The sequence below is a fragment of the Mycolicibacter hiberniae genome, from assembly GCF_010729485.1.
GTDB classification, from domain to species: Bacteria; Actinomycetota; Actinomycetes; order Mycobacteriales; family Mycobacteriaceae; genus Mycobacterium; species Mycobacterium hiberniae.
In genome coordinates this window covers 2,077,951-2,089,891 of sequence record NZ_AP022609.1, presented here as the reverse complement: position 1 = coordinate 2,089,891, position 11,941 = coordinate 2,077,951, and the positions used below count along the sequence as shown (strand labels likewise).

General features: G+C 67.7%; 14 protein-coding genes. 13 read left to right on the top strand and 1 reads right to left on the bottom strand.

The annotated features are described in order from the left end of the window. The first annotated feature begins 78 nt into the window (after positions 1-78). From dapB to G6N14_RS09810, 3 genes are read left to right on the top strand one after another with little or no spacing between them, the layout of a single operon-like run. A complete protein-coding gene (dapB, locus tag G6N14_RS09820) occupies positions 79-816 on the top strand; it encodes a 4-hydroxy-tetrahydrodipicolinate reductase (RefSeq protein WP_085134501.1) in 738 nt (245 codons plus the stop codon). Positions 817-821: 5 nt separating this feature from the next. Continuing rightward, positions 822-1,283, top strand: coding sequence for a tetratricopeptide repeat protein (locus G6N14_RS09815; protein WP_109559714.1), 462 nt, complete (start codon positions 822-824; stop codon positions 1,281-1,283). A 50-nt stretch (positions 1,284-1,333) separates the two neighbouring features. Beyond that, positions 1,334-1,735: a flavodoxin family protein gene (locus G6N14_RS09810; RefSeq protein ID WP_234808822.1), complete on the top strand. Its 402-nt coding sequence runs from the start codon at positions 1,334-1,336 to the stop codon at positions 1,733-1,735. Positions 1,736-1,741: 6 nt separating this feature from the next. On the opposite strand, the gene G6N14_RS09805 is transcribed toward G6N14_RS09810, so the two are convergent. Continuing rightward, entirely contained in the window at positions 1,742-2,047 is a 306-nt protein-coding gene (locus G6N14_RS09805; RefSeq protein ID WP_085127407.1) for a CDGP domain-containing protein, read from the bottom strand. A 161-nt stretch (positions 2,048-2,208) separates the two neighbouring features. On the opposite strand from G6N14_RS09805, the gene G6N14_RS09800 reads away from it, so the two are divergent. Genes G6N14_RS09800 through G6N14_RS09755 form a run of 10 tightly spaced genes read left to right on the top strand, consistent with a single transcriptional unit; the run spans position 2,209 to position 11,932 of the window. Further along, positions 2,209-2,637 (top strand): VOC family protein, encoded by a 429-nt coding sequence (locus G6N14_RS09800; protein ID WP_085134499.1) that lies wholly within the window; start codon positions 2,209-2,211, stop codon positions 2,635-2,637. A gap of 44 nt (positions 2,638-2,681) precedes the next feature. Beyond that, on the top strand, positions 2,682-3,131 hold the full coding sequence (locus G6N14_RS09795) for a CPBP family intramembrane metalloprotease (protein ID WP_085134498.1): 450 nt from the start codon (positions 2,682-2,684) through the stop codon (positions 3,129-3,131). 10 nt (positions 3,132-3,141) lie between these two features. Then, entirely contained in the window at positions 3,142-4,680 is a 1,539-nt protein-coding gene (locus tag G6N14_RS09790; RefSeq protein ID WP_179960825.1) for a class I adenylate-forming enzyme family protein, read from the top strand. A 52-nt stretch (positions 4,681-4,732) separates the two neighbouring features. After that, on the top strand, positions 4,733-5,980 hold the full coding sequence (locus tag G6N14_RS09785) for a DNA recombination protein RmuC (protein WP_085134497.1): 1,248 nt from the start codon (positions 4,733-4,735) through the stop codon (positions 5,978-5,980). A gap of 9 nt (positions 5,981-5,989) precedes the next feature. Further along, entirely contained in the window at positions 5,990-6,637 is a 648-nt protein-coding gene (locus tag G6N14_RS09780; RefSeq protein ID WP_085134496.1) for a TetR/AcrR family transcriptional regulator, read from the top strand. 56 nt (positions 6,638-6,693) lie between these two features. Beyond that, positions 6,694-7,515, top strand: a complete 822-nt coding sequence (locus tag G6N14_RS09775) for an SDR family oxidoreductase (RefSeq protein WP_085134525.1) — start codon at positions 6,694-6,696, stop codon at positions 7,513-7,515. A gap of 13 nt (positions 7,516-7,528) precedes the next feature. Next, entirely contained in the window at positions 7,529-8,749 is a 1,221-nt protein-coding gene (locus G6N14_RS09770; protein WP_085134495.1) for an acyl-CoA dehydrogenase family protein, read from the top strand. After that, on the top strand, positions 8,746-9,513 hold the full coding sequence (locus G6N14_RS09765) for an SDR family oxidoreductase (protein WP_085134494.1): 768 nt from the start codon (positions 8,746-8,748) through the stop codon (positions 9,511-9,513). Before G6N14_RS09770 ends, G6N14_RS09765 begins: the two co-directional genes overlap by 4 nt. Continuing rightward, positions 9,514-10,542 (top strand): phosphotransferase family protein, encoded by a 1,029-nt coding sequence (locus G6N14_RS09760; RefSeq protein WP_085134493.1) that lies wholly within the window; start codon positions 9,514-9,516, stop codon positions 10,540-10,542. Further along, complete coding sequence (locus tag G6N14_RS09755) at positions 10,526-11,932, top strand: MFS transporter (protein ID WP_085134492.1); 1,407 nt, start codon at positions 10,526-10,528, stop codon at positions 11,930-11,932. Before G6N14_RS09760 ends, G6N14_RS09755 begins: the two co-directional genes overlap by 17 nt. Positions 11,933-11,941: the final 9 nt, after the last annotated feature.

Below are 11,941 nucleotides of genomic sequence, written 5' to 3'. Positions count from 1 at the left end.
TGCGATCACCGGTGCTGATGGTGGTGACCCGCTACGCCCGGCTTCGCCGCGCTTGCGATCACCACTAGGGTGGCAGCCATGCGGGTAGCAGTGCTGGGCGCCAGGGGCAAAGTCGGCGCCACAATGGTGGCGGCGGTGGAAGCCGCCGAAGATCTGACCCTGTCCGCCAAGGTCGACGCCGGTGATCCACTGAGCCTGTTGACCGATGGCGGCACCGAGGTGGTGATCGACTTCACCCATCCCGATGTGGTGATGGACAACCTGAAGTTCTTGATCGACAACGGTATTCATGCCGTAGTCGGCACCACCGGGTTCACCGAGGAGCGGCTCGGCCAGGTGCGCTCCTGGCTGGCCGCCAAGCCCGGGGCTGCGGTACTGATCGCACCGAATTTCGCCATCGGCGCGGTACTGTCGATGCATTTCGCGGCCCAGGCCGCGAAATTCTTCGAGTCGGTGGAGGTCATCGAACTGCACCACCCGCAGAAGGCCGACGCACCGTCGGGCACCGCGACCCGTACGGCTCAGCTGATCGCGCAGGCCCGAAAAGGGCTGCCGCCCAACCCCGACGCCACCAGCACCGGCCTGCCCGGTGCCCGCGGCGCAGACGTCGACGGCGTGCCGGTGCACTCGGTCCGGCTGGCCGGTCTGGTCGCCCATCAGGAAGTCCTGTTCGGCACCCTTGGCGAGACGCTGACCATCCGGCACGACAGCATTGACCGGACCTCGTTCGTTCCCGGGGTGCTGCTGGCGGTGCGCCGGATCGCTGAATTCCCCGGACTCACCATCGGCATCGAGCCCCTGCTCGACCTGAAGTAGTTGTGATGAAGGTGTCGCCGGCCGCCCGGGTGAAGGTGCTCGTCGCGTTCATGTGCGTGGCGCTGCTGATGTATCTGGTGTTCCTGGGCCGGATCGCGGTGTTGCTGATCACCTCCGATTCCAAGACGGCGATCGGGCTGGGCCTGGCGCTGCTGATCATGCCGGTGCTGGGGCTGTGGGCGATGGTCGCAACCCTGCGCGACGGATTCGCCGTCCAGCGACTGTCCCGGTTGATCGCCGAGGACGGCATGGATCTGGACCCCAGCGTTTTGCCGCGACGGCCCTCGGGTCGCTTCGAACGAGAGGCCGCCGACGCTCTGTTCCACACGGTGCGCGCCGAACTCGACGCCGACCCCGACAATTGGCGGCGCTGGTACCGATTGGCCCGGGCCTACGAGTTCGCCGGGGACCGCCGTCGCGCCCGGGAGGCGATGAAGACCGCGGTCGCGATGCAGGAGAAGCGGTGAGCAAGACGCTCCTGCTGGTGCACCACACGCCGTCGCCGCACTGTCAGGCCATGTTCGAGGCGGTGCTGGCCGGGGCCACCGCCCCTGAGATCGAGGGCGTGCAGGTGGTGCGCCGCGCCGCGCTGGAGGTGTCGCCCACCGACATGCTGGCCGCCGACGGCTACCTGCTGGGCAGCCCCGCCAACCTCGGCTACATCAGCGGCGCGCTCAAGCACGCCTTCGACGTCTGTTACTACCCGATCCTGGACTCGACCCGCGGTCGGCCGTACGGCCTGTACCTGCACGGCAACGAAGGAACCGAGGGTGCCGAACGGGCTGTCGACGCCATCACGACGGGACTGGGATGGGTCAAAGCGGCCGACTCGGTCGTGGTGTCGGGAAAGCCGGGAAAGCCTGAGCTGGAAGCGTGTTGGGAACTGGGCGCGACGGTGGCCGCGACGTTGACGCAGTGAGCCCCGCTACGGGTCGATGTGGGTTACCGGCTCGTAGAACGAGTGAAAGGGATAATCCCGGCCCGGCCCCATCGAGTGGCAATCTTGCTGGGATGGCGGTGATTTCGGCGGCTCGTAGTAGTAGATGACGCAGCGCTGCCAGCTGCCGTCGGGTTGGATCGGGCCATCGCACTTCTGGGCGGTGGAGAAGAACAGCAGCGGGTTGTCCTGGCACCCTGCCTGAGCCGGCGGCGCCGACGCGATCAGCCAACCGGCTGTCAGCCCGGCGGCAGCCAGCGCGGTGGCCAAACCTCCGCTGAGGTAGCGCTTCACTGTCGACCCCTTCTCGTCACGTCGTGTTGTCGAGCAGACTAGCCGCACCCTGCCGGTGTTGGTCGCAGTATGCCGGTGCAGCCTGCGCAAGCAACCCGACCAGCTCAACAAGGTGTTGCCGTTCAAGAGCTGACCCGCGCGGGCCACTCTAGGCTGGCCGGATGGAACAACGGGTGCATTTCGTCACCATCGCGGCAACCGACCTGCACGCGACCCGGAGTTTCTACGCCGCGCTGGGCTGGAACCCCCTGCTCGACGTCGAGGGGGAGATCGTCTTCTATCAGTCTGCGCCCGGACAGGTGCTGGGCTTTTTCGCGGCCGAGAAGTTCAACGAAGACCTCGGGCTTGCCGGTGGCCATGGCCGGGTCGGCGGGGTGACTGTCGCGCACAACGTCGGGAGTCCCGAAGCGGTGACGGCACTGACCGACGCCATGGCCGAGGCGGGCGCAGTGGTGCTCAAGCCGCCGCAGGCCGGCCAGTTCGGCGGCGTCTTCCATGCGCACGTCCAAGATCCCAACGGGCTGATCTGGGAGATCGCCCACAATCCCGGCTGGCGGATTGCGCCCGATGGCACGGTAATTCTCGCGTGAGGTCGTAGGGTGGCCGGGACGTCACGGAAAGGAACGGTGCAACGATGCCCACACTGCTGAGTACGGCGCTGGGCGCGGCACCGGTTTTCGGCGGCGCCCTGCTGACAGCGGCGGCCGGGCAGCTCAGGGGCCCGGATATGCGCAGCCTGATCAAGCAAGACCTCGACCTGCTCGACCGGATCCCGCGGGAGGATACTGCGCGCCGCGCGGAGGTGCAGCGCGTCATCGGCGAGCGCATCGACGATCTGGTCGCCGCGTCCGACCAGACGCGGGCGCTGCGAGCCGCGGCGTTCTCCTATCAGGGCAACTGGCGCGACCTGGTCCTGTTCGTCTCCTCGGTGTTGTTCGCTTACGTCTGGTGGCACGTCAACCACGACCGCGGCAACTGGCTGCCGATGTTCATCGTGCTGATCATCGCGTGCGTCCTGTCGGCGATCTACGCGGTGCGCGGGACCCTGCGGGCGGTGGTGCAGATCCGGCTGCGGCGGCGATGACGGCCCGTTCATGATCGGGATCATCGGAATACCGCGGCGGCACAATCCTTTTCCGACGACCGGAGTGGTCCATGACCGCAACGGCGTCGCGCACTACGAGCGGCTGCCCACCTCGTTGGTCGAGCTGCTGGCCGAGCAGGCCGAGCAGCGGCCGCACAGCGAGGCCGTCGTCGAACTCGGGGGCGGCCGGCTGACCTACCGGCAGTTGTGGCAGCGGGCCGCGCGGGTGGCCGGCGGGCTGCGGGCCGACGGGCTCAACCGTGGTGACCGGGTCGCGTTGCGCTACCCGGCGGGACTGGACTGGGTGCTGGCGTTCTGGGGAACGCTGATGGCCGGTGGAATACCGGTGGCCGTCAACACCCGCTCGGCCGCACCGGAAGTCGACTTCATGCTCGCCGACGCCGGCGTCCGGGTCGATCTCGCACCCGGCACCGCTCTGCCCGATGGACAGCCGTACGTGGTCGACGGGCTCGAGGCGGCCGACACCGCGGCGCTGTTCTACACCTCCGGAACCACCGGCAGCCCCAAAGGCGTGCCCACCACCCACGAAGCTTTTTTGACCAACGCCGAGAACATGGTGCGTGTCCTGGGTCAGTCCCGGGCGCTGGGCGAGGAGTTTCGCACCCTGATCTCCGTCCCGCTGTTTCATGTGACCGGTTGCAACTCTCAACTGCTGGTCGCCGCCTACACCGGCGGGGCGGCGGTCATCATGCCGGCTCTGAACCTTCCGGAGTTGATCGCCACGCTTGGCGAGCAACGGATCTCGTCCATGGTGACCGTGCCCGCGATCTACGCCCTGCTGTTGCGGAACCCCGACTTCACGGCGGCCGACACCAGTGGCGTGCGGTGGGTCGGTTACGGGGGTGCGCCGACGGCGCCGGCGCTGGTGCGGTCGCTGCGCGATGCGTTCACAGCGGCAACGGTGTTCAACGGCTACGGCATGACTGAGACGGCATCGCTGATGACGGTGCTGCCGGACTTCGACGCGGTGGCGCACGCGGACTCGGTCGGTTACGCCGTCCCCTCGGGCGATATCGGCGTGATCCCCTTGAACGATTCCAGCGAAACCGTTACCGGTGAACTGGTGGTGCGCGGTGCGAATGTGATGCGCGGCTACTGGAACCGGCCCGACGCCACCGCCGCCACGATCGTCGACGGGTGGCTGCACACCGGCGATGTGGTGCGGGTGGACGACGCCGGCCGCGTGCACATCATCGACCGACTCAAAGACATCATCAACCGCGGCGGGGAGAACGTCTCCAGCGTCGAGGTAGAAGCCGCACTGATGTCTGCGCCCGGCGTGGCCGACGCCTGCGTGCTCGCGGTGCCTGACGAGGTGATGGGGGAGAAGGTCGGCGCGGTGCTGCTCGGGGACCAGGGCCCGATCGACGTGGCGGCGGTGGTCGACTACTGCCGCGGCCGGCTGGCCGACTTCAAGGTGCCGCAATACGTCACGGTGGTCAGTGAGCCCCTGCCGCGCACGGCCAGCGGCAAACTGCTCAAGGCGCAGCTGCGCGAGCAGGTGCGATGGGGGCCACCCCTGCGGTAACCGCCGAGCCCGCGCGGCCCGGAGTGTCGGTGGCCCGCGCTACCTTTCCGGCATGGACACAGCACTGCTGATCCTCCTCACCTCACTGGCGCTGCTGGCGGTCATCCTGCAGGTGGTGGTGCTCGTGCGCCCGGGAGGCGGGGCGATCACGCCCGAACAGCTCGCCGCGCTGCGCGGCGACAGTGAACGGGTGGAGCGCACGTTGCGCGAAGAGCAGCATGCGGGGCGGGCCGAACTCGCCCAGGCGTTCCATCAGTGGCAGCTGACGCTGCACCGCTTCGGGGCGAGTTTGCAGGGCACCCAGGACAAACTGGGCGCCACCCTGGACCGGCAGCTCCGGAGCCTGCAGGCCGAGAACACCACGCAGCTGGAGAAGATGCGCGCCACGGTGGACGAGAAGCTGCAGGCCACCCTGGAGACTCGCCTGGCGCAGTCCTTCACCCAGATCTCGGAGCGGCTGGAGGCGGTGCAGCGCGGATTGGGTGAGATGCAGACCCTGGCCACCGGCGTCGGCGATCTCAAGCGGGTCCTGACCAACGTCAAGACCCGGGGCATCTTCGGGGAGACGCAGTTGGCCGCGCTGTTGGCTGAAACTCTGACGCCCGAGCAGTACGCCACCAATGTCAACACCGTTCCGGGCTCGAACGCCCGCGTGGAGTTCGCCATCCGACTGCCCGGTGCCGCCGGTGCCGGTGAGGTGCTGTTGCCCATTGACGCCAAGTTTCCGCGGGAGGACTTCGAACGCCTGCTCGAAGCGCAGGAACACGCCGACTCCGCCGGGGAGGCCGCCGCCCGCCAGGCGCTGGTCCGGCGGATCGAAGCTGAGGCCGGCGACATCTGCGACAAGTACCTGTCTCCGCCGCACACCACGGATTTCGCCATCCTGTTCCTGGCCACCGAGAGCCTGTATGCCGAGGTGCTGCGGCAACCGGGGCTGTTCGAGCGCATCCAGTCCAAGTACAAAGTCACCCTGGCCGGGCCGACGACGTTGGCCGCGCTGCTCAACAGCCTGCGGATGGGCTTTCGCACCCTGGCGATCGAGCAGCGCAGCAGCGAGGTCTGGCAGGTCCTCGGAGCGGTCAAGACCGAGTTCGGAAAGTTCGCCGCGGTACTGGAGAAGACGCGCAAGCAGCTCGACACCGCCCGCAACACCATCGACTCAGCGGGGATTCGCACCCGCGCCATCGAACGCAAGCTGCGCGGGGTGGAGTCGCTACCCGAACCGGAGGCAGAGGCGATGCTGGGAGATTTCGCAACCTGCCCCGAGGAACTGGATGAAGTTGACATCGAATTCAGTTAATCTGCCCGGGTGGACCCCGTGCCGGCACGCCAGTTACCGGCGACGGTGCGTGGGGCGCGGACCCGGGCGGCGCTGGTCGCCGCGGCCCGCAAGGTCTTCGAGCGCGACGGCTATCTCGACGCCAAGCTGATCGACATCACCAAGGCCGCAGGTTGTGCGACGGGGTCGTTCTACACCTACTTCGCCAACAAAGAGGAGATCTTCGCGGCGGTCCTCGAACAGTCGCAGCAGGACATGATGCACCCGGGCATGGGCCGGGTCAGCGATTCCGATGACCCCTACGCCGTGTTGGAGGCCAGTAATCGCGCCTACTTGGAGGCTTATCGGCGCAATGCCCAGCTGATGGGACTACTTGAGCAAGTGGCGCAGATCGACCCGAAGTTTCGGGCCTTCCGGGCGCGGCGGGCCGATGGGTTCATTGCGCGCAACGCCGCCGGAATCGCCGACCTGCAGGCGCGGGGGATCGCCGGCGCCGACGTCGATCCGCTGCTGGCCTCGCGGGCACTGTCGGGGATGGTGAGTCGGCTGGCCTACGCCACATTCGTGAGTGAAGACGGCGCCGGGGGCGCGGGCACCGATTTCGAGGCCCTGGTCGCCACCGTGACGCGGCTGTGGGCGAACGCCCTGCAATTCCGCACATCCACCAATCGAACCTGAGATCGGATTCATCTAATGTCATTGCTGGTGCGAACAGAAGAACGGGGATGCTGCCGATGAAGGTTGCCGACCGAATCGCGATCGTCACCGGGGGCGGTGGCGGCATCGGGGGAGCCCTGGCCGCGGCGCTGGCCGACGCCGGGGCAAAGGTGGTCGTGGCCGACCTCGACGACGACGCCGCGCGCGCGGTGGCCGACGAGATCAACAGCGCGCACCCCGGTGCCGCCATCGCTCGCGGCGGCGACGTGTCGGACACCGAGACCATCCGGGAACTGATCGCCCTGGCCGAACAGACCTACGGCCCGGTCGACCTCTACTTCGCCAACGCCGGAATCGTCGGTGCGACCGGCCTGGCGGGCGACGCCGACTGGGATGTGGCGATCGACGTCAATCTGCGCTCCCATATCCGGGCGGCTCAGCTGCTGGTTCCGGGCTGGGTGGACCGCGGACAGGGATACTTCGTCGCCACCGCCTCGGCGGCCGGCCTGCTCACCCAATTGGGCGGGGCCGCCTACTCGGTCACCAAGCATGCGGCTGTCGGCTTCGCCGAATGGCTCAACATCACCTACGGCGACAAGGGTGTGCGGGTCAGCTGCCTGTGCCCCATGGGCGTCAACACCAAGTTGCTCTACGCCGGTGAGCACTCCGGTGACCCGCTGGGTGAGCTGGCCACCCGCGCGGTCACGGCCGCGGGCGAGGTACTCGAACCCGCCGACGTGGCCGCACAGGTGCTGGCCGCCATCGACGACGAGCGGTTCCTTATCCTGCCGCACCCGGCCGTGCTGGAGATGTTCCGGCACAAGGCCGCCGACTACGACCGCTGGTTGCGCGGAATGCGCCGCTACCAGCGGGGCCTGCTCGACCCCGAAGTGTCCTAGATGAGGAGCTGGTATGTCCCTGTTTGAAATGTCAGAACGCGCAACGAAATACCGCGACAACCTGCTGGAGTTCATGGACGAGTGCGTCTACCCGGCCGAGCCGGTGTACGAGACGCAGATGGCCGAATCCGGCGACCCGCACTTCCAGCCCCAGATCATCGAAGAACTCAAAGCACAGGCCCGCGCGCGCGGCCTGTGGAACCTGTTTCACCCCCACCCCGAATGGGGGCCGGGCCTGACCAATCTGGAATACGCACCCCTGGCCGAGATCATGGGACGCAGTCCGCATCTGGCTCCGGAGGCCTGCAACTGCAGCGCCCCCGACACCGGCAATATGGAGGTGTTCACGCTGTTCGGCAGCGACGAACACAAAGAGCGCTACCTCAAGCCGTTGTTGGAGGGCACCATCCGGTCGGCTTTCGCGATGACCGAGCCGCAGGTGGCCAGCTCGGATGCCACCAACGTCCAGCTGTCCATGGTGCGCGACGGTGACGGCTACCTGCTCAACGGACGGAAGTGGTTTGCCTCCAATGCTTTGCATCAGAACTGCAAGGTGATGATCGTGATGGGCAAGACCGACCCGGACACCGCCACCCACCGCCAGCAGTCGATGATGGTGGTTCCCATCGACGCCCCGGGAGTCACCATCCGGCGCGGCGTGACGGTCTTCGGCTACCAGGATCGCGAAGGCCACGCCGAAATCGACTTCAAAGACGTTCGGGTGCCTGCCAAGGACGTGCTCAAGGGCGAGGGAGAGGGGTTCGCGATCGCCCAGGCGCGGCTCGGACCCGGCCGGATCCACCACTGCATGCGGGCGATCGGCATGGCTGAGCGTGCTCTGGAGCTGTTGTGCAAGCGCGCGCAGTCCCGGGTGACCTTCGGCCGGCCGGTCGCCGACAACGCCAACATTCGCGACTGGATCGCCGAGGCCCGTATCGACATCGAGATGGTCCGGCTCCTGACGCTCAAGACCGCCTACCTGATGGACACCGTCGGCAACAAGGCGGCGCAGGTAGAGATCGCGGCGATCAAGGTGGCAGCGCCCAATATCGCGCTCAAGATCGTCGACCGGGCCATTCAGGTGCACGGTGCCGGCGGGGTCACCGAGGACTTCCCGCTGGCCGGTTTCTGGGCGCACCTGCGCACCTTACGGCTGGCCGACGGCCCCGACGAGGTGCACAAGCGCGCCATCGCTCGTCAGGAACTGCGCAAGTACCGCGAGGATCCCCGGTGACCACACCGGATCTCCACGGACGCACCGCCATCATCACCGGTGCGTCGCGGGGGATCGGGCTGGCGATCGGACAGCGACTGGCCGAGGCGGGTGCCAACGTGGTGTTGACCTCGCGCACCCAGGACAGCGCTGACGCCGCAGCGGCCCAGGTCAACGGCGCCGCGCTGGGTGTGGCCGCCCATGTCGCCGACGGCGACGCGGCCCGCCGCTGCGTCGAGCTCACCCTGCAACGGTTCGGCAGCGTCGACATCCTGGTCAACAACGCCGGTACCAATCCGGCGTTCGGGCCGCTGATCGAGCAGGACCACGCCCGGTTCGCCAAGATCTTCGACGTCAACCTGTGGGGACCGCTGCTGTGGACCTCCTGCGCGGTCAAGGCGTGGATGGGCGACAACGGCGGCGTGGTGGTCAACACGGCATCGATCGGCGGAATGAGCCACGCGCCGCTGATGGGCATGTACAACGCCACCAAGGCGGCCCTGATCCACATCACCAAGCAGCTCGCGCTGGAACTGTCCCCCGGAATCCGGGTGAACGCCATCTGTCCGGGTGTGGTGCGCACCAGACTGGCCGAGGTGCTGTGGAAGGAACACGAGCAGGACCTGGCCGCCACCATGCCGCTGGGCCGCATCGGTGAGCCCGTCGACGTCGCCGACGCGGTGATGTTTCTGGTCTCAGATGCGGCCAGCTGGATCACCGGGCAGACACTCGTCATCGATGGTGGCCAGATCCTCGGTGACGCAACGGGTTTCCGGGAGGGCTGAGTGGTCGAAGAACCACTGGGAATCGATCCGGCCGCTGCGGCGACCTGGATCGCCGGACTGGGCCTGCCCGTCCGGGGCCCGCTGACCTTCGAGAGAATCGGGATCGGGCAGTCGAACCTGACCTATCGGGTCTCCGACAGCGCCGGTCACGACTGGGTGCTGCGCCGCCCGCCGGTGGGGACGCTGCTGGCATCGGCGCACGATGTGGCACGGGAAGCGCGAATCCTTGCCGCGCTGGGCGACACCGATGTCCCCACGCCGCGGGTCTACGGGCTGACCCATGACGGCGAAGGCACGCCGCTGCTGCTGATGGAGTACATCGAGGGGGTGGTGGTCGACCGGATGTCGGTGGGAGAGTCGTTGTCCCCGCAGCGGCGCCGGCAGATCGGGCTGTCCATGCCCAAGACGCTGGCCAGGATCCACGCCGTCGACATCGCCGCGGTGGGCCTCGAGGATCTGGCCAGCCACAAGCCGTACGCCCAGCGTCAGCTCAAACGCTGGGCCGGGCAGTGGGAGAAGTCCAAGACGCGAGAACTGCCCGCACTCGACGAGCTGACCCGGCGACTGACCGCCGCCGTGCCGCAGCAGCAGGAGCTGACCCTGGTCCACGGAGACTTCCACCTGCGCAACGTGATCACCGACCCCGGCAACGGCCAGGTGATCGCGGTGCTGGACTGGGAGTTGTCCACCCTCGGAGATCCGCTGGCGGACATGGGAAGTCTGCTCGCGTACTGGCCCGAAGCCGGCGAGGAGCAGACCGCCGGGGACTTCGTCATCAGCACGCTCGAGGGCTTCCCGGACCGGGCGGAGCTGGCCCGGGTCTATCTGGAATTGACCGGGCGTGACGCGGGGACGCTGCAGTACTGGCATGCTCTTGGCCTGTGGAAAGTCGCGATCATCGCCGAAGGAATCGTGCGGCGGGTGTTGGACAACCCGGCCAACAAAGCCGCCGCCGGCACGCCGATCACCGCGTGGATCGACGCGCTGGTGGACCGGGCGTGCGGAGTCGCCGATGAGGCGGGCATCTGAGGTGAGCACGGCCTATCGTGCCGGCGGAGCGCCCCGTGGCACCGTGGGCGCCGCGGAGCCCGACGTCGTCGCCGGCGTTCCGCGCCGGCGCATCGCGGTGGCGGCGATGGTCGGCACCACCATCGAGTTCTACGACTTCTACATTTATGCGGCCGCAGCCGTCACCGTCTTTCCGCACCTGTTCTTCCCGCAGGGCGACTCCACGGCCGCGCTGCTGGCCTCGTTGGCCACGTTCGGCCTGGCATTCGTGGCGCGCCCGCTGGGCTCGATCCTGTTCGGCCATTTCGGTGATCGCCTGGGCCGGAAGTCGACTCTGGTCGCCTCGCTGTTGCTGATGGGTATCGCCACGTTTTTGATCGGCGTGCTGCCGACCTATCACCAGATCGGTCTGCTCGCCCCCGTGCTGCTGGCCGTGCTGCGGTTCAGCCAGGGGCTGGCGATCGGCGGTGAATGGAGCGGGGCGGCCTTGCTGGCCACCGAGACCGCCAAACCGGGCCGGCGGGCGACGGCGGGAATCTGGCCGCAGCTGGGTGCGCCGCTGGGATATCTGCTCGCCACCATGATTTTCCTGATCCTGTTCCGGTGGTCGGGACCGGTCACCGCCGGCGCGGACGGTCCCGGGGCATTTCTGGCCTGGGGCTGGCGCATCCCGTTCCTGCTGAGCGCCGTCATGGTGGCCGTCGGCTTGTATGTCCGGCTGCGGCTGACCGAAACCCCGGTCTTCGCGCAGGCAGTCGCCGCGGGGACGCCGGTGAAGGCCCCCATCGCGGCGCTGCTGCGCGGCAGCTGGCGCCAATTGGTCATCGGCACCTTGGTGATGGTCGTGCCCTACACGCTCTTCTACACCGTCACGACGTGGAGCTTGAGTTACGGCACCGCCAAACGCCCACCCGAGGGTTTTGGGCTGGGCTACGGCTACGCCGACTTCCTCGGACTTCAGCTGATCGCCGTGGTGTTCTTCGTCTGTGTGCTGCCCATCGTGGGAAGGCTGGCCGACCGCTTCGGCCGGCGCTCCCTGCTGCTGATCTTCACCGCCGGAATCATGGTGTACGGGGCCACTTTCGGCGCGTTCCTGAACCCGGCCGCCTCCACCGGCACGATGCTGGCCTTCCTCATCGTCGGTATGACCCTGATGGGATTGGTCTTCGGTCCGATGAGTGCGGTGCTGCCGGAGCTGTTCCCCACCAACGTCCGCTACACCGGGTCGGGTGTGGCCTACAACGCGGCGAGCATCCTGGGAGCGGCGGTGGCGCCGTTCATCACCACCTGGCTGGTCACCAGCCATGGCGTGGCCTGGGTGGGCGGCTATCTGGCGACGGTGGCCGCGTGCTCCTTTGCGGCGCTGCTGGCGATGCACGAGACCAGGGACGCCGAACTGGTGGATCTTTAACCAGCTTCG